Below are 26,789 nucleotides of genomic sequence, written 5' to 3'. Positions count from 1 at the left end.
TTCAATCAGTTATTTATTCGGGAGAGCCATGCGTATTTCAACCGCCTTTATCTTCCTTTTGTGCTTCGCGTTTTCCGTCACGGCCTTCTCCCAGTGGAAATGGCTTAGCGGTTTCTCCGGGAGCGGAGTCATCGCAATCGGGGGGTATGGCGATACGGTCTTTATCAGCACTTCCCCCGGGTTGGCGGATTCGTTCAAGGTCTACCGGTCGGGCGACTACGGTCTCACGTGGGTGAGATCGGATCACCTGCTCCCCGTCGATCTCGCAAGCGGAGTCCAATCGTTCGCCTCGATCGGATCGAACCTGTTCCTGGGGATGACCTCGTACGGGGTCAAACGGTCGACTGACGGAGGAAGATCCTGGAACGCGACGTCGAGCTTCTACTCGCTTGCCGACGCCTACTCCCTCGCCACCCGGGGCGATACGCTCTTCGTTGGGTACTATAATGTCGCCTGGTCGACGAACCTCGGTTCGAGCTGGACGCATGCCAGCTTCGGCCATCCCGCGAGCATCACCACGTCGGTGCTCCCCGTCGGCTCCAGGATATTCACGGCGAGCCAGGGGGTTTCCAGATCGACCGACGGAGGCTTGAATTGGGGGCCGGTGAATTCCGGATTGCCTTCGGTCGACACCTACTACCTCGCTGCGCTGGGCTCGACGGTGTTCGTCAACGTCTACGGACACGGGGTTTACCGGACCGTCAACTCGGGGGGATCATGGCAGGTTGTCAACCACGGCATGGGGAGTGATTCACTCGCCGTAGGCAGCATCACAGCCGCTCCTCCCTACCTGTTCGCGGGGACGAATGCGGAGGTGTACGTCTCGAGAGATTCGGGCGCGAGCTGGCAACCGACCGGATTCGCAAACAACGTGCAGTTCAACACCCTCACGGCGGTCGGCCCGTATCTCTACGCCGGGAGTCTCTACCGGCACGCGCTTGCCGACTTCTATCCCGCGGCTTCCGTCGCAAAGACCATCAGCTCGACAGGGAGCTATCAGTTTGACGATCTGTCGGGCACCACCGGCGTAACGCTCAACATTACCTCGTTGAATGGCGCCGCGGCGGTCACGGTCTACCGTTTCAAGGATCCTCCGGCGAATCCCGCTTTCACCGCGACGCCGCCGGTCAATCTGAGCCAGTACCGCTGGGTCATCGACGGGTCCGAGGCTTCGGTCACGGGGGAGATCCGGATCAGCCTCTCGGCGTTCTCCACCGGCGTCGTGAATCCGGGCGACGTGCATATCTATAAACGGAGCACCTCGGGGACCGGCGCTTTCACCGAGCTTCCGACGACCTACGATGCGGGGACGAACGAGATCGTGGCGGCGATTAACGGGTTCAGCGAATTTGCCCTCGGCTCCGGTTCGGATCTCCTCGGAGTGGGAGAGGGCCGCCCACGGATCCCTGGACGCTTCGAACTCGGTCAGAACTATCCAAACCCGTTCAACCCCGCCACCGTGATCGGGTTCGGGCTGGAGAGCCGCTCCATCGTCACCCTGAGGGTTTTCGATCTTCTCGGAAGGGAGGTCGCCACGCTCCTGAAGCGGCAGCCGATGGAGGAAGGCCCGCAGCAAGTCAGCTTTTCAGCCGGGGAGTTGCCAAGCGGCGTTTATCTGTACCGTCTTGAGGTCGAAGCCCGGCCCGGCACAGGATCATCTGCGACGGTGCCAGCCCGTTCGATCGTAAGAAAAATGGTCCTGGTAAAGTAAGCAGCTCCGGGTAGGTGCAGCTTTAGGCGACCAGGAAACGGCCCACGACCTGAAGGTCGTGGCTACCGTGACCTCTCGCGTCCTCTCACTTTTCCTCGTTCCGCCGCTCTGCGGCGGAATGCATACCCGGACGCTCCGCGTCCGAGCCTGGTCGCGGCGCAGAGCGCCGCAAATCTGCGTTCCCACGCAGAGCGTGGGAACGAGAATAACATGTCATCCTGAGGGAGCGGAGCGACCGAAGGATCTCGTCTTTCCGAGCTGCAAGATCCTTCGCTTCGCTCAGGATGACAAAATAAGACACCACCATTTGTCCCGGGGTATTGCAATCTTCTCCAATATTTCGTATTTTATAGCCAGATTCTTAGGTTTTGCTTTAAATTTTAGAGAATTCAACGATTTCTTCATGCCAATTCAATTCGCAACAGGTCTCCGGTCAACGATGATGAGCATTGCGCTACTGACCTGCGTTCCCCTTTTCCGGGGAACCCGGCTCGCCTCGTTCCGTGACTTCGCCTCGGCACCGATCCGAAGGCGGCGTTGCAGCATCAACCCATCATTTAAGAACCCTTTGCAGGAACCTTCCACAAGTTTTCGATCGGAAAAGGGTTCGGAGGAGCGAGAACCACTTCATGAAAAAAGAAATTATCATCAATTCCGTCTCAGATGAAATTCGTATTGCCATAACTGAGGAAAAGCGGCTTGCCGAGCTCTATGTCGAAACCCCCGAGAAAGAGCGTATGGTCGGCGATATTTACCTGGGGAAAGTTGCAAAAGTCATGCCGGGTATCAGGGCGGCATTCATCGATCTCGGCCTTCAACAGGATGCATTCCTTCATTTTTCCGATATCGGAAGTTCCCTCCACGAGTATTCAGCGCTGATCGGAGACGAGGATTCGGACGTCGACACCGATGAGGATTCCGACGAGGATGAGCCCTCCGGCGCTCAGGACAAATCACCCTCCGGTAATCAGCCCGAAGTAGCGACAGCCCCCGTCAGGACGACCACCCAGCAGCAGCCCCAGCGTTCCGGCAGAAACGACGGAAGGTCCAACTACTCCGTTCCGGACCTCAAGCGCGACCAGGAGATCATCGTCCAGGTCACCAAGGAGCCGGTGGGGAAGAAGGGCGTCAGGGTGACCTCTGAGGTCTCGCTCCCCGGACGCTTCCTGGTGCTTCTCCCCTTCGACGGCAAGATCGGAGTTTCCAAGCGGCTTACGAACTTCCGGGAAAAACGCCGGCTCCGGCGGATCGTTCGGAGCATGCTGCCGGAAGGTTTCGGTGTGATCATCCGGACCGTCGCGCAGGACAAGGAAGAAGAGACTCTCAAACAGGACCTCGAATCGCTCCTGACCACCTGGCGGGAGATCGAAAAGGGGCTGAAGACGGAGAAAGCCCCGGCCCTCCTCTATAAGGACATGGCCACGACCTCGAGCGTCATCCGGGACCTCTTTACGGACTCCGTGGAGAGGGTCGTCATGGATTCTCCGAAGCTCTACCGGGAGATCAGCTCCTATGTCAAGCTTGTCTCCCCCCAGCTGCTCGACAAGATTCAGCTCTACAAGGAGCGCGAACCGATCTTCGACGCCTACAAGGTCGAAAAGGAGATCGCCGCCTGCCTCAACCGGAAGGTGTGGCTGAAGAGCGGCGGCTATATCATCATCGAGCAGACCGAAGCGATGGTCGTGATCGATGTGAACAGCGGCCGGTACGCCGCAAAGCGCGAACAGGAATTGAACTCTCTCCGGACGAACCTGGAGGCGGCGAGGGAAGTCTGCCACCAGATCAGGCTCCGCGACCTCGGCGGAATCATCGTGATCGATTTCATCGACCTCGACGATGAGCGGAACAGGAAGAGGGTGTACGACGAGTTGCGCAAGGAATTCCGGAAGGACCGCGCCAAGGTGATGGTCCTCCCGATGACGGAAATCGGCCTCGCGCAGATCACCCGCCAGAGGATCCGGCAGAGCATCCTGCACAGCTTCACCGACCCGTGCCCGGTGTGCGGCGGAGGGGGTCTCGTTCAATCCAAGTCGAGCATCGTCAACCAGATCGACCGCTGGATTCGCCGGTTCCGGTCGGAGTCGAGGGAGTTCAGGCCCCTCCGGTTGCGGGTCCATCCCAGCATCGCGGCGTATCTCGGCGAAGGGATGATCAGCAGGCTCACGAAAATGAAATTCAAGTACAAGGTGTTCATGAAGCTCGAAGAGGACCCGAAGCTTCCGATTGCGGAGTTTCACTTCTTTTCGCAGAAGCAGAACCGGGACATCACCGACCAGTATAACTCCTGATTCCGGTCCCATTCCGGCCCCATTCCAGAAAAGCTGAACGAACTCCCGGAAATGACCCGATGAAACATACCGCCTTCTTCGAGATGCACCGGAAACTCGGCGCGAAGCTGGTTGAATTCGGCGGATATGAAATGCCGGTTCAGTACGCCGGCATCATCGAGGAACACAAAGCGGTCCGGTCGGGCGTCGGGCTCTTCGACGTCTCCCACATGGGGGAGTTCGAGGTGCGGGGAAGCGGGGCGCAGGAGCTCGTCCAGCGCGTCACGACGAACGACGTCTCGAAGCTGTCCGACGGGAAGGCCCAGTATTCCGCCATGTGCTACCCCGACGGCGGCATCGTCGACGACCTGCTGGTCTACCGGACCGGCGACGCCTTCATGCTGGTCGTCAACGCCTCGAACATCGGCAAGGATCTCGAGTGGATCAGGTCGAACGCCGCCGGCTTCAGCGCGGAGGTCGTCGACCGGAGCGATGAGACATCCCTCCTCGCCGTTCAGGGGCCGAAGTCCCTCGCCACGCTGCAAAAAATCACCCCCGCCGATCTGTCCGCCATCCCCTATTATTCCTTCGTCCGGACGACAGTCGCCGGCGTGCCGATGATCGTCTCGCGCACCGGATACACGGGCGAGCTCGGTTTCGAGATCTACTTCGATTCCGCGGTCGGGACGGGTGAGGCGGTCTGGAACGCGATCATGGCCGCCGGGAAGGAACACGGCATCGTGCCGGTCGGGCTGGGCGCGCGGGACACGCTGCGGCTCGAAATGGGATATTGCCTCTACGGGAACGACATCGACGCGACGACGAACCCCCTGGAAGCGGGGCTCGGCTGGATCACCAAGCTCGGCAAAGGCGAATTCCTCGGGAGCGCCGAGCTGATAAACATCAGGAAGAACGGAGTGAAACGCAAGCTGGTCGGTTTCATGATGGAAGAGGAGAAGGCGTTTCCCCGCCACGGTTATGAGATCCGCCTGGACGGCGAACGGCTCGGAGAGGTGACGAGCGGGACGATCTCGCCGGTCCTGGAGAAGGGGGTCGGACTGGGGTACGTTACCGCGCGGGCGAGCAGCCCGGGAACCGGGATGGATGTCGTGATCCGCGGCCGTCAGGTGAAAGCTCGCGTGACGAGCATACCGTTTATCAAGAAGGAAGGCAATGGCGGGTAAGAACCACATTGAGATCAGCACGCACTTCTCGCCCCGGAACATCGACGAGATGTACCTGAAGGACAAGAACGTCGTGGTGATCGACGTGTTGCGGGCGAGCACGACGATCGCGGTCGCGCTCGGAAACGGCGCGAAGGAAATCATTCCCGTGGGGGACATCGAGAACGTCGTCAAGATCTCGGGCAGCCTCTTCGGGACCGTCACCCTGCGGGCGGGAGAACGGAACGCGAAGATGATCGAGGGGTTTAATCTCGGAAATTCTCCCCGTGAGTTCAAGGAGGAGGTCGTGAAGGGGAAGTCGATCATCCTGATGACCACGAACGGAACGGGAGCCATGGCGAAGGGCCGGCATGCGAAACACCATGTCGTCGCGAGCTTCGTGAACCTGTCGATGGTGGTGCGATTCCTGGCCGGGCTCAACTCGAACTTCATCATCATCTGTGCGGGCAACGAGAACAGCTTTTGCATCGAGGACTCGGTCTGCGCCGGCAAGATCATCAACCAGCTCGGCAGGGAGACGGACTCCGAACTCGTTCTCGACGACGCGGGAAAGGCGGCGGCGGCGCTCGACAAGAATTTCGGCAAGAACATCCTCAAGATGCTGGAGACCTCCCAGCACGGCGCCCTGCTGACGGAGCTCGGCTTCGGCGACGACCTGAAAGTCTGCAGCGAGCTCGATTCCGTGCAGGTTCTCCCCAAGTTGTCGGGAAACATCATCCGGGCCCACCAGGACGCTCACCCGCCCGGCTCGTGAAACTCACCGCTGAAATGACGCCCCGGACGCCCGACGGGGCAAGGAACTCTCCCCGGGCCCAGTCTTCGAAAGGCCGCAAGAAGCCTCCCGACGGACGTCGAAGGCAGATCGGCGGCATCCTCATGATGGCGGGCGGCCTTCTCGTCACGCTGAGCATCGTCGTCTACACGAGGAGGGACGAGGCGCTCCTCGAACATCTCTCGCCGCTCGACATCCTCCGGCTCATCTGGAACAGCGACGTGAAGGCGAGGGCGGGCGGCATCGAGAATCGCTTCGGCCTGTTCGGGGCTCTCGTTTCGAATTTCTTCATCAACTCCACCGCCGGCTACGCCTCGATCGTGATTCCCCTGCTGATGCTGATCTGGGGGTGGATCCTCCTGCGAAAGAGCGACGTGCGGAAGCCTCTCACGCTCACGAATTACGCCCTGATTCTTCTCCTTCTCTTTTCGAGCGCGATGGGAGTGGTGAACATCGCGGGCGGAAGCCTCGGGAAAGAATGGAGCGGCACCATGGGCGCCTTCATGGCGGACGTCGCCACGAAGCTCTTCGGCATCGGCGGCGCGTCGATCCTGTTCGTCATCGCGATCGCCCTGACGGCCGTCTTCGCCGTCGATCTCGATATCCACAAATCGCTCGACCGGTTCAAGTCGTTCGGCGAGGGGATCATGGACCGGCTCCTGAGGACCAGGCAACCGGGCGGTTCCAGCGTCGCCCCCCGGGACGCCCGGGCCGGCGAGGTGACGATTCGCCCCGCGGACGGAGAAGAGGAAGACCTCGCGGGTGCCGCCGCTAATGACGATGTTCCGGAGGAGCCGTACGACCTCTCTCCCGCCGTATCCCCCGGAATATCAGATGAGCCGGAGGACGCGATCGCCGGCCCCGATGTGAGTCCGCGAATCGCAGAACCCCCTCAGAGGGAAGCGCGCAGAATTCCCGGGCCTGCGCCTGTCGCGCCGGAACCGGCCGCCCCCGTCGAAAACGACGAGGGTGAGATCGACTATGTGTTCCCTTCGGTCGAGCTTCTCGATCCCCCCCGGCAGTCGGACGTGGTCGGACCCGATGAATTGAAGGCGAACGCCGAGCTCGTGCGCGGGAAGCTGGCCCACTTCGGCGTCGAAATCGAAAGCGTGAGCGTGACCCCGGGACCGGTGATCACGTTGTATGAGCTCGTGCCCGCCTCGGGCGTAAAGATCAGCCGGATCGTGAGCCTGGCGGACGACCTGGCCCTCGCGCTCGCGGCGCGCGGGATCCGCATCATCGCCCCGATCCCCGGCAAGAGCGCGGTGGGGGTCGAGATCCCGAACAAAAACCCGTCGATGGTCTACCTCCGGAGCGTCCTCAACTCGCAGCGGTTCCGCGACGCGAAGGCGAGCCTCCCGCTGGCGCTCGGAAAGTCCATCTCCGGCGAAGTCTATACCGACGACCTGGCGAAAATGCCCCATCTCCTGATCGCCGGCTCCACGGGGTCCGGAAAGAGCGTCGGCATCAACACGATCCTTGCAAGCCTGATTTTCCGGCTCCATCCCTCGGATGTGAAATTCATCATCATCGATCCCAAGAAGATCGAGCTGACGAATTACGGGAAGCTGAACCGCCATTTTCTCGCGGTCTCCCCCGACATCGACGAGGAAATCGTCACCTCTCCCGCGAGCGCCGTCAGCGTGCTGAAAGGCGTCGAGCTCGAGATGGAGAAGCGCTACGACAAGCTCGCCGCTGCGGGCGTCCGCAACATCCAGGATTACAACGAACGGTTCAAGGCGGGGAGGTTGAAGGACACGGAGGCCTTCACCCACCGCAAGATGCCCTACCTCGTCGTCGTCATCGACGAGCTTGCCGACCTCATGATGACCGCGGCCCGGGAGGTGGAGGAGCCGATCGCACGGCTCGCCCAGCTCGCCCGCGCCGTCGGGATCCATCTTGTGCTCGCCACCCAGCGCCCGTCGGTGGATGTGATCACGGGGGTCATCAAGGCCAACTTTCCCTCGAGGATCGCCTACCAGGTCGCCTCGAAGACCGATTCCCGAACGATTCTCGACATGAACGGCGCCGAACAGCTCCTGGGGAGCGGCGACATGCTCTACCTTCCTTCGGGGAGCCCCAAGCCGGTCCGGATCCAGAGCGCGTACGTCTCGATGGACGAAGTGGAGAGGCTGACCGATTACATCGCCCGCCAGCAGGGGTATAAGAGGGCGTTCCAGCTTCCGTCCGTTCTCGAGCGGAGGCGCGCCGGGATGAGCAGGTCGGGCGGAAACCGCGACGAGTTTTTTGAAGAAGCCGCGCGCCTCATCGTGCGCCATCAGCAGGGGTCGGTCTCCCTGCTGCAGAGGCGGCTGAAGGTCGGATATTCGCGCGCGGCGAGGCTTGTCGACGAGCTCGAGGCGGCCGGGATCGTCGGGCCGTTCGACGGGAGCAAGGCCCGCGCGGTGCTCATCGAGAGCGACCCCGAGCTGGAAATGAAGCTGAAGGAGATGGAATAGATGGCGGCGCCCGGGAAGATACGAACGATCCTGCGGGGCGCCGCGCTGCTCCTGATCCTGGGCGCCGTCGCCTTCCGGCCGCTCGATTCGGGCGACGCCGGCGACGTCCTGGAGAAGATGCGGGACAAGTACGATTCGATTCACGACGCGAAACTCACCTTCACCCGGCGCGTCGTCTTCGGGGTGACGCAGTCGAAACAGGACTTTTCCGGCACGCTCTGGATGAAGAAAGGCAACAAGTACCGGATCGAGCTCGAGGATCAGACGATCGTGACGGACGGCGTCTCGGCATGGAACTATTCACAGATCAACAACCAGGTGCTCGTCGACTCGTACAAGGAGGATTCCCTCAACTTCTCCCCCGACCGGATTCTCGTGAATGTTCCGGAGAACTACTCCGCCGCCCTGCTGGGGGAGGAAAAGGTCGGAACGGCGGAAACCTCCCTCCTGAAGCTCGTCCCCAGAAGCGAGAAATCGAACATCAAGTGGATGAAGCTCTGGGTCGACCGGAAGGAATGGCTGATGAAGCGAATACAACTTCTCGATGTCGCAGACAACCAGACGACGTACGACCTGGGGGGCATCACTCTGAACGCGGGCATCCCCGACAGCACGTTCCAATTCAAGCCGCCTCCGGGCGTCGAAGTGATCGATGTCCGCTGACCCCGCCACTCTGCAGGGCCTCCTCCCCGCATGACGCCAAGGCTTAAGACCGGGCTCAAATACGGGTTGAGCGTCTTTCTCACCCTCTTTTTCCTCTATTTCGCGTTCAAGGGGACGGATTTCGGAAAGCTCTGGGAGATCCTGGAGAACGCAAACTATTGGTGGGCGCTCGCCTCGCTTCCGGTGCTGATCGCGAGCCACCTGTTTCGCGCATGGAGGTGGGAATACCTCCTCCGGCCGATCAAGCGGGAGATACGCTTCCGGAACCTCTTTTCCGCCATGTCAGTCGGGTATCTGGTGAACAACATTCTTCCGAAGGTCGGCGAAGTCGTCCGCCCGTACGCCATCTCGAAGCTCGAGGGGATCTCGCGCAGCGCCGCGTTCGGAACGCTCCTGGTGGAGAGGATCTTCGACCTCATCTCCTTCCTCATCATGGTCGCGCTGATACCCCTCGTCTACTCCGGCCCGCTCACGCAGTCCTTTCCGTGGCTTGAAGAAACCGGCATCTGGCTCAGCGTCGCGACGCTGGCGTGCGTCGGGATCTTCACCTTCCTGATGCTCCGCCGGGACGTCCTGATGCGGCTGCTGAATTTCTTCACGCGCCATCTTTCGCCGGCGAGGGCGAAGACGGTGGAGGATATCTCGCATTCGTTCCTCGACGGCTTCCTCTTCCTGAAGCAGCCGAGGCATTATTTTCCGATCGCGATCCTGAGCGTGGCCGTGTGGGCCCTCTACATCCTCATGATGTACCTTCCGTTCTACGCGTTCGGGCTGACCGAAAAATTCGGGCTCGACCTCCGGTCCGCGGTGGTGGTTCAGGCCATCTCGTCGATCGGCTACATGGCCCCGACGCCCGGATCGACCGGCCCGTACCACTACTTTACCGTCCAGTGCTTGACGAAACTCTATAACGTGGACGCCGAGCTGGCGCTCAGTTATGCGACGGTGACGCATGCGATAGGGTATATCGCGATGACGATCCTCGGGATTTACTATTTCTGGGTCGACAAGCTTCACCTTGCCGATGTGACGAACGCCAAGCGCGCCGGCGACCGGCTTCCCGTCGAGGCGGGCAGTGTTTCGTAAGATCTGCCTTCTCCCGCTCCTCTTCGCCGCAGGCGTCGCAACCCTGCCCGCCCAGCAGGATTCCCTTGCCGCGCCGGGGCTGGCGATCGGACTGGGGGGAGGACTCGGCGTCACGCTGATCGACGCGGCGGACGTCGTCGACTATATCAACCTGACTTATCAGCCCTCCTCGAAGCTGCAGGATTTCACGACCGCCTCCGAATTCTTCGGCGCGGGCGAGGTCCGGGTTTCCGAATCGTGGGGCGTGAAGCTGGAATACTCCTACCTGTTAAAGTCCTATTCGGTCGCCCAGCCGTACGGGCCCGACTACTCCTTCTCCTATGGAATTCACATGCCGGTGGTGATGGCCCAGTATCTCGTCGCAGGCCGGGGGTACGCGTTCAAGATCGGCGGCGGAGCCGGGTACCATTTCGCGAAGTTTACCGAGGACGCCTCGGTCCTGGTCTCCGACAGCTATACCTCCAGGGGGGTCGGAATCAAGCTCGAAGCAGAGGGGAATACGGAGTTCGACGACCACCTCTTCGGCCTCATTTCCGTCGATCTGCGCGACGACCTGATGGGCGAATTCCGGGACCCCGGGAACAAGAGGATGATGATTCCTGTTCTGGACAAGCCGGCCACGATGGACTTTTTCAGCCTCGGTGTAAAATTCGGATTGATTTATTATCTTTAAGGATGTGTCATCCTGACCGAAGCGAAGGATCTTGCTGGTTGGAAAGACGAGATCCTTCGGTCGCTACGCTCCCTCAGGATGACAGAAGAGCAGGTTTTTCACGTACGTCCAATTCACCACTACAACTACTCATCATGGAGCACCAATGAGCAAACTACGATCCATCGCGGTCATGGCGATCGCGATCCTCTTCCTGGCCGGATCTCTCGCGGCCCAGTCGAAGGATTCCGTCAAAACAGTCGATTCCACCAAACAAGAAAAGCCGAAAACGGCGGTTCAGAAAGGAAAGGATCTTGTGGTCATCGAAACGAACATGGGGACTATCGAGCTTAAGTTGTTCCGCGCGCAGGCTCCGAAAACGGTCGAGAACTTTGAAGGTCTCGCAAAGAAGGGATATTACAACGGCCTGACCTTCCACCGCGTGATCGAAAAGTTCATGCTCCAGGGGGGCGATCCGACCGGTACGGGCGCCGGGGGAGAGAGCATCTATGGAAAGGATTTTGAAGATGAAATCAGCCCCGATCTGAAGTTCGACCGCCCCGGGCTCCTTGCGATGGCGAACAGAGGGCCGGGCACCAACGGCAGCCAGTTTTTCATCACGCTCGTTCCGACGACATGGCTCAACGGCCACCATACGATTTTCGGCGAAGTTGTCGGCGGGATGGACGTCGTCGAGGCGATCGGCAAGGTGAAGACGTCCAAACCGGGCGACAAGCCGCTCACCCCGGTCGTCATGAAGAAGGTCTATCTCAAGGAGGGCAGTGAGAAAGCTCCCAAAGAGTCCAAGCCGAAAAAGTAACCCCCCAGGGAGAGCCGCGTGACCGATCCCGTACCCGAAGATCGGGCGGGGCGATCCGCCCTGCAGACCCGCCGGGCGACCGGCGGCGGCGGCACGTTGGGTGAACTGGAGCGGTCTCTCCGGCAAGGGGAGATCGCTCCTCTGTATCTGTTCCACGGCGAGGAGGACTTCCTGATCGGCGAAGCGGTCCAGCGCGTCGTCGAGTCCGCTCTCGAGCCGGGCGCGCGGGAGTTCGACCTCGACACCGTCCGGGGAGCCGAACAGGATGCTATGGATATCTCCTCGATCGTCGCGTCCTATCCGATGATGGGGAAGCGGCGCGTGGTCGTTGTACACGAGATCGACAAGGTCGCCAACCTGGAACGGTTGCTTCCGGTGGCGGAGCAGCCCCCGGCCTCGGCGAGCCTCGTCTTGATCTCCGCGAAGCCCGACTTCCGTCTGAAGTTTTTCCGCGCCGTCCGCGAGAAGGGAGTCGTGCTGGAGTGCAAGCGGCTGGCCGAGTACGAGATGCCCGAGTGGGTCGAAGGACGCATCAGGAAGCTCGGCAAGGAACCGAGCGCGGAGGCCTGCCAGCTTATCCCGTCCTATGTCGGCAGGTCGCTCCGCGAGGTCCAGAACGAGATCGAAAAACTCGTCATCTATGTCGGCGACAAGAAATCGATCGACGCCGGGGACGTCAACAGCGTCGTGGGGATGTCGAGGCAGTTCAATATTTTTGAGCTGCAACGGGCGATGGGGCTCCGGAACATGCAACGGGCGATGGAGATCATGGAGCGGATGCTCAAAAGCGGCGAATCTCCGGTGGGGATGATCGTCATGCTGACCCGCTACTATCAAAAAATCTGGCTCCTCCAGGAGTTCGTCGGGAAAAGGATCCCCGAGTCGCAGCTCCCGGCTCAAATGGGCATGAGCCCCTTCGCCCTCAGGGAATATCTTGCGGCCGTGAAAAACTACCCGGCGGAGACGCTCCGCAACTGTTTTCGCGCGCTGGTGGAGGCCGACGAGTCGTTGAAGTCGTCTCAGATGGACGAGCGGCTGACGATGACGCTCCTCGTCTTCAAGCTGGCGGGGCCCGGATGACCGGCGGGGTATCGAAACCGTGCCGATTGGCCCCGAATCCGGCCGCGGAGGAACATTTGACCCGTTCAAGAAGTTACATGGGTAGCTGAATGCCCCTCGGGGAGCAGACCGCGGCCCGCGTGCGGACCGACGAAGAATTGATCGGGGCGTTTCAGAACGGCGACCAGCGGGCGTACGATCTCCTCGTCGGCCGGTACAAGGACCAGCTCGTCAATTTTGCGTTCCGGTTTCTTGGGGAATACGACGGGGCGGATGAGGTGGCCCAGGAGACGCTGATCAGGGTCTACCGGAAGAAACACTCGTACAAGCCGATCGCCAAATTTTCGACCTGGATCTACACGATCGCCGCGAACCTCGCGAAGTCGGAGCTCCGCCGGCGCACACGGCACGGCTTGTTTTCCCTCAGCGGCCGGCGCCGGGGCGGCGGGGAGAGGGAGTTCGAACCGGCGGACCACCGGAATCCCACCGACGGACAGGCGGAGAGAAGCCTGCAGTCGGGGCTCATCCAGGATGCTCTTGATTCCCTCCCGCCGAAGTACAGGGAGGTGGTGGTCCTGCGGTATGTCCAGGAGATGAGCTATGAGGAGATCTGCGAGATCTCTCACACCTCGATGGGTACGGTGAAGTCGCGCCTGAACAGGGCTCGGCTCCGCCTTCAGGAGTTGTTGAAGGGCGCTCTCGATGACGAATGACAGAATGGAACAAAGGGACGATCCCTCCGACCGGATCAAGCGGGCTCTGAAGAATCTTCCCCCGGTCAAAGCCGCGCCCGATTTTGAAGCGCGGCTGCAGCGGCGGCTCGACGAGCCGGAGCGGCGGGAAGCGAATGCCCGATGGTGGCAAAAGATTTTCACCCCCGAGAGAGTGCCCGCGTTCGGATATTCCCTCATGGCCCTTGTCGCCGTCGGATTCGTTTCCTATTACATGTTCTGGCGCTCGGGGATGACTCCGGAGGGTGCCGTCGAATCCGTCCAGGCTCCAACCGGACGCGCGACGCCCGCGCCGCCGCCGGTTCTCAGGCAGGGGGAATCTGCCGGGGGACTGGAAGAGAGTAATTCAGGGGCGGCTGCTTCCACGGAACCGGGATCAAAGGCGCCCGCCCCGCGGGAAATACCTGCAGGGAAGGATAAGACACCGCTCATGACGAAAACCGATCTTCCGGGCGTCGCGAGGGACGCAGATCGCAGGCTTGAGAGCTCTTCGCGCAACAGGGTCGGCTTCGGAGACGCATCTCCCAGCGCCTCACAAGCGCCGAGAGACGAGGTGAGCGCACCGGCGGCGAATGTGCAACTCCAGCAGGTCAGTCCCTCCCAGGCGAAGAAGGCGGGACCGCTGGCCCCCCAGATGCGAAAGCAGCAAGCCGTTCCTTCCACGACCTACGACCTGAAAAAAGGGGAGGAGTTCCGGCAAGAAGCGGCCGCGGCGGTGACCGCACCGGCTCCCGATTCGGCCGCCCGACGGGATAGTCTCCGGCTGGATTCCCTGAGGAGGGCGAGGGCAAAGAAGCCACCCGAGTGATTGGGGGGAGTTCACTTTGTCATCCTGAGCGAAGCGAAGGATCTTGCTGGTTGAATCGACGAGATCCTTCGGTCGCTACGCTCCCTCAGGATGACATATTCGCTGAAAGTAAGACACCACCCCCGGGTCGATTTGTGATTCTGCCGGATTTTTATTATACTATATGGTCAAATTTCGACGGAATCGGAGATTACAATGCAAAAAGGAATTCATCCAGGATATAAGAAGGCGCTCGTCACCTGCGTTTGCGGGAGCGTCTTTGAGACCCGCTCCACGAGCGGCAACATGAAAATTGAAATCTGTTCCAAATGCCATCCCTTTTATACCGGAAAGCAGAAGCTTGTCGACTCGGCCGGTCGCGTCGAGCGGTTCAATAAGAAATATGCGAAAAAGACCCCTGTAGTACCCGCGACTGCTTGACCCGGGATCAAACCACGTTACCTTCAGAAACGGAATTCCGGTCGATCGGAATTCCGTTTTTGCTGCAATAGGGTCGCATGCACATCTGCCTCTTCGAAGATATTCATTACCGGAATTTTCTCCCGCTCGCATACCTGCGGCCTCTCTACGAGCTCCGGTGCGGCGCCTCCACGCTCAGGGAAAACCTCGAGTCCTGGTTTCCCGGGAACGCCGTGTCCCTCCACGTCCGTCCTGATCTCGCCGGATTCTGGCGCCGCGAGCATTCCTCTCAATCCGTAAATACGCTCGCGGACCGTGACACCTGGTTCATCAACGGCCGCGTCATCGCGGACGAGCGCCTCGTGAAGCTGGTCCGGTCGAAGAAACCCCGGCAATGCGCGTACTTCAGAGGCGGCGATCTTGCCGCCTTCCGCGTCGACGGGGGAAATCTCCGCACGTTTCTTCACCGGTGGCCCGAGCCCATCGGACCGGAGGACGTCGCGGGACTCCCCGCGGAGCAGATCGATTGCGCGATGGTGCGGTATCCCTGGGACCTGGTCTCCAACACTGCGGCAGAGATCGAGAGATTCTTCGGATTGCGCCGGCGACGCGACGGCGCGGCGGGAAAGACGCGTGTCGACCGGAGAGCCACGCTGCTGAACGGCAGGCAGATAAGAATCGGCCGGGAGAGCGTCGTGAAGGCGGGCGCGGTCATCGATGCCACCGGGGGACCCGTCCTTCTCGGCCGCAACGTCACCGTCCTTCCGCATGCCATGATTGAAGGGCCCGCATCGATCGGGGAGCACTCGGTCATCAGGGCCGGAGCGAGGATCTATCACGGAACTTCGATCGGAGCGCACTGCAAGGTGGGGGGAGAAGTGGAGGCCTCAGTCGTCCAGTCTTACTCCAACAAGCAGCATGACGGATATCTGGGCCACTCCTACCTCGGGAGCTGGGTGAATCTCGGCGCCGGTACGATCACGAGCGACCTCAAGAACACATACGGACACGTCAGGGTGCGCCTGGGCGGGGAGGAAATCGACACGGGGCTGCAGTTCGCCGGACTCACGATGGGAGACCACTCGCTGAGCGGCATCGGTTCCCTGTTCGATGCCGGGACCGTCGTCGGCGTCGCCTGCAATCTCTTCGGGCCGGGCATCCCGCCGAAATTCGTCCCTTCGTTTTCATGGGGGGGACAGGGGCGCTTCACTCTCCACGATCCCGGGAGGGCGGTCGAGACCGCGAGCAGGATGATGGCGCGGCGCGGCGTCGCGATGAGCGACGCGTACCGGGAACGGCTTCTGGAACTCTGTTCGATCACCCGGACCGAACGCGCCAACGCGGGGATATCGTAGATGGCAACCGAGACCGCGGAGCGCCAGGCATTGTACGCCGGTCCCCGGGGGACCGCCGTCAAGATACTGAACCGGATCGAGCGGACCGACTCGTATCTCGACAAGCTCCTCGACGTGGAGCTGAGGTCGGGGGAGCTCTCCGATCTGGACAAGAACCTGCTCGCGGAGATCGTGCACGGCGTCATGCGCTGGCAGGGAAGGCTCGACTGGGTGCTGAACGGGTTCACGCACGGGAATTTTTCGAAATCCGAGGTCAACGTCAAGAACACCGCCCGCGTCGCGCTCTACCAGCTCCTGTTCCTGACCCATGTGCCCCACTACGCCGCCGTCAACGAGGCGGTCGAGTTCATCAAGCGGATCCGCGGCGAAAAATCGGGCCATCTCGTCAACGCGGTCCTTCGGAACATCATCCGGAGCCTCGACGCGATCCATTATCCGAAACCCGACGACGACCTCGCGCAATACCTCGCGGTCTACTATTCGCACCCCCTCTGGATGGTGAAGCGCTGGATGACCCGGTTCAACAGGGAGGAGCTCGAGAAGTTTCTGGCGGTCAATAACGAGATTCCCAGCCTGACCCTCCGCATCAACAAGCTGAAGATCGCGCCCCCCGAATTCCTCTCGATGCTCGACACCGCCAGGATCACCTACCAGGGGTCGAGCTTCATCGACTATTTCATCAAACTGAAAAGCCTTTCGGGGATCGGGCAGATGAAGATGTTCCAGAGCGGGTTCTTCTCGATCCAGGACGAGAGCGCGGCGCTCGCGGTGCTCCTGCTCGACCCGCAGCCCGGGGACCGTGTCATCGACATGTGCGCGGCGCCGGGGGGCAAGACGACGTTTATCGCGGAACTGATGAACAATCAGGGGGAGCTTCTCGCCGTCGACAAGTACGAGAGCCGGCTCAGGATCATCAAAATCAATTGCGAGCGGCTCGGCATCCGGAACGTCCGGTTGCACGTGGCGGACGGAACCGTCATCGATACCCCGCAGGCGGACCGGGTGCTGATCGACGTCCCCTGTTCCGGGCTGGGAGTCCTCAGAAAAAAACCCGACATCAAGTGGAAGCGCGAGCCGGAGGATATCGAGCGGCTTGCCCGTCAGCAGACGAACCTCCTCGAACGGGGCGCGCAGCTCGTAAAACCCGGCGGCGTCCTGGTCTACAGCACGTGCACGACCGAGCCGGAGGAAAACGGAATGCAAATCCGGTCGTTCCTCGACCGGCATCCGGAATACTCGCTCGACGACGCCTCCCGCTTCGTCAATAAGGCCGCGGTGGGCCCGGACGGCTCGATCGAGACGTTTCCCCACCGGCACCATATCGACGGGACATACGCGGCGCGGCTCGTAAAGTCTCCTGCCGCGGCGCCGGAAACCAACCACCAGACGGAGGCGACAGAGGCATGAAATCGATCTTGAAAGCACGGCCTGTCGAGGGGAACGAATGGAAGCGCGGCCTCTCGCTCGCCGACCGTCCCGAGCCGTCCATTGAGTCGTCCACCGACGCGAAGCTCCGGGTCGTCGCCGGCGCCGTTTGCGGGACCGACGGGGGGATTTACGACTCGAAGGACTCGCTCCGCCGGGAGATGCTGAAAGCCAGGCGGCCCGAGGTGATCATCGGCCACGAGTTCTGCGGCAGGATCGTCGATTCGGGCACGAAGGCGAGGGAGATGATCGCGCAATTGATGATCCGCCACGCCCGGGGAAACGCCCGCGTGGGGAAGTTCATCGGCCGGAGGAACGCGAAGCAGCTCTCGAAAGACCGGCATTTTGACGAAGTGTTGGAGGAACACTTTTTCGCCTCGGCCGAAATGCACGTCACCGACGGAACGTGCTACCAGTGCCGGCTGGGCGAGCGCCACGTTTGCCAGCACACGGTGATCAAGGGAGTGCACGACGACGGGGCGTTCACGAACTTCGTAGTGGTGCCCGCGGAAAACATCGTGCTGTTTCCCGCCGGCGAGATTCCGCCCGAAGTCATCGCGTTCATGGATGCTCTGGGCAACGCCACCCACACGGTGCAGTCGGTCCCCTCCAGGGGGGGCACCATCGCGATTCTGGGTTGCGGAGTGCAGGGGTTGATGGCGACGGCGGTCGCGAAATATGCCGGCGCCAAGAAGGTCTTCGTCACCGACGCCTCGCACGGAACGGTGACGCACGAGAAGCTGGAGGAGACGCGTTTCAGGCTGGCAACACTGTACGGAGCGGACGCATGCTTCGACGTTTCGGTCCCCGCCGAGCATGAGGCGTTCATGCAACGGGTGATGAAGGAAACCAATAACACCGGGGTCGACGCCGTGTACGAGATGTCGGGAAGTTACCGCGCCTACGAGGATGCCTTCCGCGTGGTGAGGATGGGCGGGGCGATCTCCCTTCTCGGATTGCCGTCCGGAGTCATGCAGATGGATTTTGCGAAGGATGTGATCTTCCGGGGCGTGACGATCCACGGGATCATCGGCCGGCGCGTATTCGAAACGTGGGACCTGATGCGGCAGATCCTGAAAAAGGGCCTGGCCGAAAAATTCGTCTCGACCGGTTTTATCACGCACGATCTCCCGCTCGCGCGGTTCGAAGAGGGGTTCACCGCCCTCCGAAACGGCGACGGGCTGAAGGTGCTGCTCCGGCCGGAGAAATGACGAATGTCATCCTGAGGGAGCGAAGCGACCGAAGGATCTCCACGCGCCAAGGAATAGATCCTTCGCGGAGTTTACACTGAGCGAAGCGAACGTGCTCAGGATGACACATACAATATTACAATCGATCCGCTCATATGGGTATTTCAATGACTGACAACATGGATCTCATCCGCGCCGAGCTCGCGCGCCTCGAGGAGACGAAAACTTATAAATACGAGACCGCCCTGGAAGGCCCCCAGGGGGGCATGGTCGAGGTGGGGGGAAAAAAGCTCGTGATGCTCGCTTCGAACAACTACCTCGGCCTCTCCAACCATCCCGCGGTCAAGTCGGCCGCAATCCGGGGAATCCGCGAGTACGGCTACGGGGTCGCGTCGGTCCGCTTCCTCTGCGGGACACAGGACATCCACAGGGATCTCGAAAAGAAAATCGCGAAGTTCATCGGGTGCGAGGATGCCATCCTCTACTCCTCCTGCTTCGCGGCGAACGAGGGGTTCTTTGCCTCGCTCGTGAACGAGAAGATGGGCCTGAACCAGTACAAGGATGTGCTCTACAGCGACAGGCTGAATCATGCGAGCATCATCGACGGGCAGCGCCTTTGCCGGCCTGAACTGGTGGACAAGAAAATCTATCAGCACGCGGACATGGCCGACCTGGAGCGGATGCTGGAGGAGGACAAGAACCGGGACTACCGCTTCCGGATCATCGTCACCGACGGCGTCTTCAGCATGGAGGGGGACCTGGCGCCCCTCGACGCGATCGTCCGGCTCGCGAGGCGATACGGGGTCATGGTGTTCGTCGACGATTCCCATGGAATCGGCGCGTGCGGCCGCACCGGGAGGGGGACTCCGGAGGCGACGCAGACGAGGGGAGACATCGATATTCTGAGCGGGACGCTCGGGAAGGCGATCGGAGGCGCGGCGGGCGGCTATGTCGGCGGCTCGCGCGAGATGGTCGCGTACCTGCGCCAGAAATCGCGCCCGTACACCTTTTCGAATTCGCTTCCTCCCCCGATCGTCTACGGCGCTGCTGCGGCGTTCGACCTGCTCGTGAAGAACCGTTCGATCGTCGCGCGGCTCCGGGAAAACACGGAGTACTTCCGGGCACGGATCAAGGCGCTCGGATTCAGGATCCTTGACGGGACGCACCCGATCGTGCCCGTTATGCTCGGGGAGGCGGCGGTCGCGCAGGAGATGAGCGCAGCGCTCCTCAAAGCGGGCGTGTTCGTCAAGGGGTTATGGTTCCCGGTCGTGCCCCAGGGCGAGGCGCGCCTCCGCGCCCAGATATCGGCGGCGCACACCCGCCGGCACCTCGATCGCGCTCTCGAGGCGTTTGAGCGCGTCGGGAAAAAAATGAACGTGCTTACCAAGGACTAAAAGGAATTCCAATGAAACCGCTTACCGAATCAAACGTGCTGGACGCGCTCCGCTCCGTGAAGGATCCGGATCTGCACCGCGACATCGTGTCATTGAATTTCATCAAGAACCTTTCCATCAAGGGGAACAACCTGAGTTTTGCGATCGAACTGACGACGCCCTCCTGTCCCGTGAAGGATGAGCTGAAGGCCTCCGCGATCCAATCGATCCGGGATCGGATCGGGGATGTCGGAACGATCGACGTGGAGATGACCTCGAACGTTAGAAGCAGCAACGCGGGGCAGCGGGCCAATCTTCTCCCCGGCGTGAAGAACACCATCGCGGTGGCGAGCGGAAAAGGAGGGGTGGGGAAGTCAACGGTCGCGGTGAATCTCGCCGTCTCCCTTGCCCTCGACGGAGCGTCGGTCGGGTTGATCGACGCGGATATCTACGGGCCGAGCATCCCTCTGATGATGGGCATCAGCACGAAGCCGGTGGTGGTCGATCAGAAACTCGTCCCGCTCGAAGCGCACGGTATCAAGGTGATGTCGATCGGGTTCCTGGTCGAACCGCTCCAGGCGGTGATCTGGCGGGGGCCCATGGTGAGCGGCGCCCTGAAGCAATTCATGTCCGATGTCTCCTGGGGCGAGCTGGATTATCTCGTGTTCGACCTTCCCCCCGGGACCGGGGACATTCACCTGACGCTTGTGCAGACGATCCCTCTCTCCGGCGCCGTCGTGGTCACGACCCCCCAGGATATCGCGCTCGCGGACGCCCGGAAGGCGTTCAAGATGTTCGAAAAGGTGCACGTCCCCGTCCTCGGAATCGTCGAGAATATGAGCTACTATATCTGCGGGAGTTGCGGCCACCGGGAGGATATCTTCGCGACGGGGGGCGGGCGGCGCGCTTCGGAGGAACTGGGGACGTCGTTTCTGGGAGAGATCCCGATCTACACGCCGATCCGTGTCGGCGGAGACATCGGCAAGCCGATTGTCACGCTCGAGCCCGAATCGGAGCAATCGAAGAATATCCGGCAGATCGCCCGCTCCATGGCCGCGCAGGTGAGCATCCACGGGTTCGACGGTGAGGCGAAGCCGGCGATCGAAATCAGCCTGAACATGTAGGAAGGGTGCGGAATCCATGACAGACTCTCTTCGGGAACGCGTCGAAGGCGCGCTGGAGGAATGCCGGCGGTACCTGCACGCCGACGGCGGGGACATCGAGCTGGTCGAAATCCGCAGCGGCGGGATTGTCATTCTGAAGTACCACGGCACCTGCGCGATCTGCCCGATGTCGCCCATGACGCTGCGCGCGGGGCTCGAGCGATCGATCCTCTCCGCGGCGCCCGAGATCAAGAGGGTGGAGGCGGTGCAGAAATGAAATTGTCATCCTGAGCACGTTCGCTTCGCTCAGTGTAAACTCCGCGAAGGATCTCGTTCTTCGAGGTGGGAGATTCTTCGCTTCACTTCGTTCCGCTCAGAATGACAGGGGGGTGTCACACCCCCGCGATCTCCGAAACGCTTCTCTCCCTGACGCCGATGATCCGGCTTCCCGATCTCCTGACGAGCTCGTGATTGTGCGTCGCCAGGATCACCGCGGTGCCCCGGCTGTTGATTTTCTTCAGGAGCTGCAGGATCTCGAGTGAGGTCGCGAGGTCGAGGTTCCCGGTCGGTTCGTCGGCAAGGATCACGAGCGGATCGTTCACCAGCGCCCGCGCTATGACCATCCGCTGCTGCTCTCCCCCCGAGAGCTCATGCGGCATCCCGTTTCGCTTATGGCTCAACCCCACGTCCGCCAGCGCCTGCAGCACCTTCTTCCCAATCTCGGCCTTTTTCGCGCCCGTCACCTCGAGCGTAAACGATACATTCTCAAAGACCGTCCTGTCTTCCAGGAATCGAAAGTCCTGAAACACGATCCCGAGCGTGCGGCGGAGTTTCGGGATGTCGCGCTTCCGCGCCGACGAAGTGCTGAAAGCGCCGACGGTGACCGTCCCCTCTTCCGGAAGAAGGTCGAAATAGATCAATCTGAGCAGGGTCGTCTTGCCCGAGCCGGTGTCGCCCACCAGGCAAACGAACTCGCCCCGGCGGATTTCCAGGACGACGTCGGTGAGGACGGGCTGGCGTTCGAACGACACGGAGACGTGGTCGAGGCGAATCATCGTATCCGGGTTCTGTGCGGAATCGGCGCTCAACGGCGGGACCTCTTTCTGTTCCTGATGACCGAGGCGGCGAGCTTGATCGCCTCGATCATGCTGCCGGGATCGGCGAGGCCTCGCCCGGCGATATCGAACGCCGTGCCATGGTCCGGCGAGGTGCGGACGATCCGAAGCCCGGCGGTGAAATTGACTCCCGATGAAAAGGCGCTCATTTTGAGGGGTATGAGGCCCTGGTCATGGTACATGGCAAGCACCGCGTCATAGGAGCGAAACGCGGCAGCGCCGAAGAAACCGTCGGCCGGAAAGGGCCCGCTCGCGAGGATCCCGGCCTTGCGCGCCCGGTTGATCGCGGGGCTGATGGTCAGAATCTCCTCCGCGCCGATGTGGCCGCGTTCACCCGCATGGGGGTTCAGGCCGAGCAGGGCGATCTTCGGCCGCTTGATCGCGAAGTCGCGGCGCAACGAAGCATCGATGACGCGAAGTTTCTTCACGATCCGGTCGACTGAGAGGTTCTGCGACACCTGCCTGAGCGGGAGATGCACCGTGGCCAGCGCCACCCTGAACCCGCCGGCGACGAGCATCATGGCGGAGTCGCGCGCGCCGGAGCGCCAGGCGAGAAATTCCGTCTGCCCCGGATACCGGTAGCCGGAGCGGAACATCGCATCTTTCGAGACCGGCGCCGTCACCATCCCGTCCACGGCCCCGTCGAGGCAGAGGGAGAGAGCTTCTTCAAGCGCCTGGGCGCTCCGTCTCCCGCTCGCCGCAGAGAGGAGGCCGGGCCTGATCCGGGGCGTCCCGCGGCCCGACGAAACGACGGCGATCGCGCCCGGCGTCCCGTCTCCCGGCATTTTCCCGACCGTGGTGAAGCGAAGAGAGATCCCGAGCTTGCGGGCATAGTATTCGAAGACGCCGGCCGAACCCACAAGGACCGGCGAACAGATCTTCCGCACGGCGGGGGATCGAAGGCTCTTCAGCACCACTTCCGGCCCGATCCCGTTGAAATCCCCCATTGTAATCGCGATGACCGGCTTCATTGGCAGATAGATCCTTCGCGGGGATTCTCTTCAGGCCGTCTTCCAGTTCCTCAGGAAGTTTACGAGCAGCCGCACGCCGACGCCCGAGCCCCCCTTGGGCGCATACGGGAGCGATTCTTCGAGGATCGCCGTGCCCGCGATATCGAGGTGGACCCACTTGTACCCGTCGACGAACTTTTTGAGAAAAAGCGCGGCGGTGATGGCCCCGCCCCAGCGGCCCCCCACATTTTTTACATCCGCCACGTCGCTCTTGATCTGCGGCTCGTATTCCTCAAACATCGGAAGCTCCCAGACCCGCTCGTACGTCGCTTCCCCGGCTGTCTTGAGCGCCGCCATGAGACCGTCGTCGTTCCCCATCATTCCGGAGGCGTGGTGCCCGAGGGCCACGACGCACGCCCCGGTCAGGGTCGCGAGGTCGATCACGGCCTTCGGTTCGTACTTCGAGGCGTAGACGAGCGCGTCGGCGAGCACGAGCCGCCCCTCGGCGTCGGTGTTGTCCACCTCGGAGGTTTTTCCGCCGTAATGCGTGATGATGTCCCCCGGCCTCATCGCCAGCCCGCCCAGCAGATTCTCGGTGGAAGGAATGAGGCCTACGATATGAAGGGGCAGATCGAGCCGGCTCGCGGCCTCGAGCGTCCCGACCACCGCCGCGGCGCCGCTCATATCCATTTTCATTTCCGCCATCCCGCTCGAGGGCTTGATGGAGATCCCGCCGCTGTCGAACGTGATTCCCTTGCCGACGAGCACGATCGTGTCGAGGTCCTTGCGTCCCGAGTTGTGCTCGAGGATGATGAACCGGGGCGGCCTCTCGCTTCCCAGGTTGACCGCGATCAGTCCGCCGAATCCCATCCGCTCGATCCGTTTCTTGTCCCAGACCTCCGCGCGGTATCCGTGGGCGAGCGCAGAGCGCCTGGCGGCATCGGCGAGCGTTTCGGGGTAGAGTTCGTTCCCCGGAGCGTTTTCCAGATCCCTCGCCAGGGTGACCGCCTCGCAGACGATGCGGGCCTCCCGGGCGGCTTTCTTCAGGAGCGCGGCCGTTGCGGGGGCAGGATCGAACAGCGTCAGTTCGCGCACCTTCTTGTCGTGCTGTTCCTTGTCCGTGAAGTATTTGTCGTAGCGATACAGAGAGAGGACTGCGCCCTCGATCAGGGCCTCCGCGAGCTCGGGCATCTCCGTTCCGGCCGGGGCGGCCGGAAGAGCGATCGCGAGGTGCCTGACGTTTGAGCTGCGGGCCCGCTTGGCCGCGGCCGCGGCGGCCCGCCGGTAGCCCTCGAGCGTGCGGGGATGGTCGGCCTTCTCACTCCCGAGGCCCGCAAGGATGAGTCTCGGCGCGGAGATCCCGCCCTCGCTGAAGAGCGCGAGGACCTGGCCCTCTTTCCCCTCGAACTTCTCGAGTTCGACCGCCCGGTCGATTCTTTTCCCGAACAGCTTGCGGAGGGTCGACATCTCCTGGCGAAACAGCTTCGCCTCCTGGGGGATGAAGAGCGCGACGGCATCCGCACGCACCCGTTTGAGCGTGGATTGAATGGTGGTAAGCTTCATCATGATTTGATTCCTTCAGTTGAGGATCCGGCCACGTACTTCTTGGCCCTGGCGACCACTTCGGGGACGACCGCGTCGAGCCGGGCGTCGAAGAGACGGGCGCCGGCCGCGTTCAGGTGGCCGTTCCCCCCGAACTCTTTCGCAAGCTCGTTGACCGGAATCCGGCCCTTCGACCGGAAACTGATCTTTACGCCGTTTTCCAGCTCGTTGAAGAGAATTCCCACGAGGACGCCCCGCACGCCCATGGGGAATGTAGTGAAATTATCGGTATCCACGCCGGTCGTGCCGGTCGCGCTGAACATTTTTTGGGTGCAGACGATATAGGCGAGCTTCCCGTCGTGGGCGATTTTCATGGAGTCGAGGACCTCCCCCAGGAGACGCAGGCGTCCGGGGCTCCAGTTCTCGTAGACATTTTCGAAGATGGAGGTCGGGTCGGCGCCGCGTTCGATCAGGTGGGCGGCGATGAGATGGATTTCGGGGTCGGTCCGGGGATACCGGAACGAACCGGTGTCGGTCATGATCGCGGTGTAGAGCGCCCGGGCGATTTCCTTCGTGATGGAAACGCCGGGGAGTTCCTTCAGGATCCTGTAAACGATCTCCCCCGTGGAGGTGGCCCCGTCGTCGATTACGTACCGGTCGGCGAACGGATCGGGATCGAGGTGGTGGTCGACGACGATCTTCACGCCCTTCGCCGCCCGGAGCGGTTCCTCGAGGCTCGGCAGGCGCGCAGGATGGTTCGTGTCGAGGACGACGATGCAATCGGCTTTCAGGAGGGTCTGGCGGTCGCGATCGGAGGAGAACTGCACGAGGTCCTGGCCGGGGTCGAGCCAGCGATAATTTTCGGGGGTGCTGCTGTGATTCAGGATCGAGACGCTCTTGCCCATCTGCCTCAGCGCCCACGCGAGGGCGAGTTCGGAGCCGAGCCCGTCGCCGTCGGGGTTGACGTGCGTGGTGAGGACGAACTCCTGGTGCAGGGCCATGATGCTCGCCGCCTGGCGGATCGCTTCTCCCGGATCTTGAATCTGCATGCGGTTCACGGGTTAACCGCCCTTACTGGATCGTCCAGGTCTCCCCGTGATGCAATAGTTTTTCGAGATCGCCTTCGCCCTGCTTCTGGACGGCCTGCTCGATCTGTTTCACCACCTCGGCCTCGTAAAGCGGCCGCTCGACCGAGTAGATGACGCCCGCGGGACGCGGCAAACCGGCGATGCTCGACATCCGCGCAAGGATGAACGAGAGCATCGTGTCTTTCTCGTTGTGGACGATCAGATCGCTTGCCGAATAGGCGCCCTCCTTGAGCGATACCACGGTCGGCGTAAATCCCTCGAGCCGGATCCCTTTGTCGCGATCCTTTCCGAAGATCATCGGCTTTCCGTGCTCGATGAACACGACGTTCTCCTCCTTCGTCTCTTTTTCCGTGTAGGTGAAGAAGGCGCCGTCGTTGAAGACATTGCAATTCTGGTAAATCTCGACGAACGACGTTCCCTTGTGTTCCGCCGCCCTCCGGACCACGGTCTGGAGATGTTTCGGGTCCCGGTCGAGCGTGCGCGCGACGAACGACGCCTCGGCCCCGAGAGCGACAAGGAGCGGGTTGAACGGATGGTCGATGGAGCCGTAGGGAGTCGACTTGGTCACCTTTCCCACCTCGGAGGTGGGCGAGTATTGCCCCTTGGTCAACCCGTAGATCTGGTTGTTGAAGAGCATGATTTTCAGGTCGATGTTCCGGCGGCAGACGTGGATGAGGTGGTTTCCGCCGATGCTGAGGCCGTCCCCGTCGCCCGTCACCACCCAGACCATGAGGTCGGGGCGCGCGATTTTCAGGCCGGAGGCGATCGCGGGAGCGCGCCCGTGGATCGAATGAAAGCCGTACGTATCCATGTAGTAGGGGAACCGGCTCGAACAACCGATGCCGGAGACGAACGCGACGTTGTGTTTCGGGATGTTCAGGTCGGGCATCACGCGCTGCACCTGGGCGAGGATCGAATAGTCGCCGCACCCGGGACACCACCGGACGTCCTGGTCGGACTGGAAGTCCTTCGCGGTCTGCTTCACCGCGGGAATTTTCGGCACGTCTCTGAGAGTTTCTTCAACTAAGTTGGTCATT

The 26,789-nt window shown here is 61.6% G+C and carries 24 protein-coding genes; 19 read left to right on the top strand and 5 right to left on the bottom strand.

Features of this window, described 5'->3' with window-relative positions; genetic code table 11:
• The first annotated feature begins 28 nt into the window (after positions 1-28).
• From VI215_02335 to VI215_02245, 19 genes are all read left to right on the top strand, one after another.
• A complete protein-coding gene (locus VI215_02335) occupies positions 29-1,711 on the top strand; it encodes a T9SS type A sorting domain-containing protein (GenBank protein HEY6191146.1) in 1,683 nt (560 codons plus the stop codon).
• A gap of 629 nt (positions 1,712-2,340) precedes the next feature.
• On the top strand, positions 2,341-3,999 hold the full coding sequence (locus tag VI215_02330; GenBank protein HEY6191145.1) for an Rne/Rng family ribonuclease: 1,659 nt from the start codon (positions 2,341-2,343) through the stop codon (positions 3,997-3,999).
• 59 nt (positions 4,000-4,058) lie between these two features.
• Entirely contained in the window at positions 4,059-5,162 is a 1,104-nt protein-coding gene (gene gcvT / locus VI215_02325; GenBank protein HEY6191144.1) for a glycine cleavage system aminomethyltransferase GcvT, read from the top strand.
• The gene (locus VI215_02320; protein ID HEY6191143.1) at positions 5,152-5,916 is read left to right on the top strand and encodes a 2-phosphosulfolactate phosphatase; all 765 of its coding nucleotides are present in this window, start codon (positions 5,152-5,154) and stop codon (positions 5,914-5,916) included. The genes gcvT and VI215_02320 overlap by 11 nt, the downstream gene beginning before the upstream one ends.
• A gap of 14 nt (positions 5,917-5,930) precedes the next feature.
• Positions 5,931-8,393 (top strand): DNA translocase FtsK, encoded by a 2,463-nt coding sequence (locus VI215_02315; GenBank protein ID HEY6191142.1) that lies wholly within the window; start codon positions 5,931-5,933, stop codon positions 8,391-8,393.
• Entirely contained in the window at positions 8,394-9,056 is a 663-nt protein-coding gene (gene lolA, locus VI215_02310) for an outer membrane lipoprotein chaperone LolA (protein ID HEY6191141.1), read from the top strand.
• A 30-nt stretch (positions 9,057-9,086) separates the two neighbouring features.
• On the top strand, positions 9,087-10,142 hold the full coding sequence (locus VI215_02305) for a lysylphosphatidylglycerol synthase transmembrane domain-containing protein (GenBank protein ID HEY6191140.1): 1,056 nt from the start codon (positions 9,087-9,089) through the stop codon (positions 10,140-10,142).
• Positions 10,132-10,815 carry a hypothetical protein gene (locus tag VI215_02300; protein HEY6191139.1) on the top strand — a complete coding sequence of 228 codons (684 nt, stop codon included), beginning with the start codon at positions 10,132-10,134 and terminating at the stop codon, positions 10,813-10,815. Before VI215_02305 ends, VI215_02300 begins: the two co-directional genes overlap by 11 nt.
• A 145-nt stretch (positions 10,816-10,960) precedes the next feature.
• The gene (locus VI215_02295) at positions 10,961-11,614 is read left to right on the top strand and encodes a peptidylprolyl isomerase (protein HEY6191138.1); all 654 of its coding nucleotides are present in this window, start codon (positions 10,961-10,963) and stop codon (positions 11,612-11,614) included.
• Between the two features lie 18 nt (positions 11,615-11,632).
• Positions 11,633-12,694 carry a DNA polymerase III subunit delta gene (holA, locus tag VI215_02290; GenBank protein ID HEY6191137.1) on the top strand — a complete coding sequence of 354 codons (1,062 nt, stop codon included), beginning with the start codon at positions 11,633-11,635 and terminating at the stop codon, positions 12,692-12,694.
• A gap of 89 nt (positions 12,695-12,783) precedes the next feature.
• Entirely contained in the window at positions 12,784-13,386 is a 603-nt protein-coding gene (locus VI215_02285) for a sigma-70 family RNA polymerase sigma factor (GenBank protein ID HEY6191136.1), read from the top strand.
• A 4-nt stretch (positions 13,387-13,390) separates the two neighbouring features.
• Entirely contained in the window at positions 13,391-14,212 is an 822-nt protein-coding gene (locus VI215_02280) for a hypothetical protein (protein HEY6191135.1), read from the top strand.
• A 195-nt stretch (positions 14,213-14,407) separates the two neighbouring features.
• Positions 14,408-14,632: a 50S ribosomal protein L31 gene (rpmE, locus tag VI215_02275; GenBank protein ID HEY6191134.1), complete on the top strand. Its 225-nt coding sequence runs from the start codon at positions 14,408-14,410 to the stop codon at positions 14,630-14,632.
• Positions 14,633-14,709: 77 nt separating this feature from the next.
• The gene (locus VI215_02270; GenBank protein ID HEY6191133.1) at positions 14,710-15,966 is read left to right on the top strand and encodes a putative sugar nucleotidyl transferase; all 1,257 of its coding nucleotides are present in this window, start codon (positions 14,710-14,712) and stop codon (positions 15,964-15,966) included.
• Entirely contained in the window at positions 15,967-17,373 is a 1,407-nt protein-coding gene (rsmB, locus tag VI215_02265) for a 16S rRNA (cytosine(967)-C(5))-methyltransferase RsmB (protein HEY6191132.1), read from the top strand.
• Positions 17,370-18,602, top strand: coding sequence for a zinc-binding dehydrogenase (locus VI215_02260; protein HEY6191131.1), 1,233 nt, complete (start codon positions 17,370-17,372; stop codon positions 18,600-18,602). The genes rsmB and VI215_02260 overlap by 4 nt, the downstream gene beginning before the upstream one ends.
• A gap of 146 nt (positions 18,603-18,748) precedes the next feature.
• Complete coding sequence (locus VI215_02255; GenBank protein HEY6191130.1) at positions 18,749-19,975, top strand: glycine C-acetyltransferase; 1,227 nt, start codon at positions 18,749-18,751, stop codon at positions 19,973-19,975.
• Positions 19,976-19,986: 11 nt separating this feature from the next.
• Positions 19,987-21,078: an iron-sulfur cluster carrier protein ApbC gene (gene apbC, locus VI215_02250; GenBank protein HEY6191129.1), complete on the top strand. Its 1,092-nt coding sequence runs from the start codon at positions 19,987-19,989 to the stop codon at positions 21,076-21,078.
• 16 nt (positions 21,079-21,094) lie between these two features.
• Positions 21,095-21,334: a NifU family protein gene (locus VI215_02245; protein HEY6191128.1), complete on the top strand. Its 240-nt coding sequence runs from the start codon at positions 21,095-21,097 to the stop codon at positions 21,332-21,334.
• A 115-nt stretch (positions 21,335-21,449) separates the two neighbouring features.
• On the opposite strand, the gene VI215_02240 is transcribed toward VI215_02245, so the two are convergent.
• The 5 genes from VI215_02240 to VI215_02220 are packed head-to-tail and all read right to left on the bottom strand — an operon-like array spanning position 21,450 to position 26,788.
• Positions 21,450-22,145, bottom strand: coding sequence for an ATP-binding cassette domain-containing protein (locus VI215_02240; protein HEY6191127.1), 696 nt, complete (start codon positions 22,143-22,145; stop codon positions 21,450-21,452).
• Positions 22,142-23,143, bottom strand: a complete 1,002-nt coding sequence (gene pdxA / locus VI215_02235) for a 4-hydroxythreonine-4-phosphate dehydrogenase PdxA (protein HEY6191126.1) — start codon at positions 23,141-23,143, stop codon at positions 22,142-22,144. The genes VI215_02240 and pdxA overlap by 4 nt, the downstream gene beginning before the upstream one ends.
• Positions 23,144-23,173: 30 nt before the next feature.
• A complete protein-coding gene (locus VI215_02230) occupies positions 23,174-24,688 on the bottom strand; it encodes a leucyl aminopeptidase (protein HEY6191125.1) in 1,515 nt (504 codons plus the stop codon).
• Positions 24,685-25,713, bottom strand: coding sequence for a bifunctional oligoribonuclease/PAP phosphatase NrnA (locus tag VI215_02225; protein HEY6191124.1), 1,029 nt, complete (start codon positions 25,711-25,713; stop codon positions 24,685-24,687). Before VI215_02225 ends, VI215_02230 begins: the two co-directional genes overlap by 4 nt.
• A 22-nt stretch (positions 25,714-25,735) precedes the next feature.
• The gene (locus VI215_02220) at positions 25,736-26,788 is read right to left on the bottom strand and encodes a 2-oxoacid:ferredoxin oxidoreductase subunit beta (GenBank protein ID HEY6191123.1); all 1,053 of its coding nucleotides are present in this window, start codon (positions 26,786-26,788) and stop codon (positions 25,736-25,738) included.
• Position 26,789: the final 1 nt, after the last annotated feature.

The sequence above is a fragment of the Bacteroidota bacterium genome (genome assembly GCA_036522515.1).
Classification (GTDB): Bacteria; Bacteroidota; Ignavibacteria; order UBA10030; family SZUA-254; genus VBOC01.
This window is presented reverse-complemented; position numbering and strand designations above follow the sequence as displayed.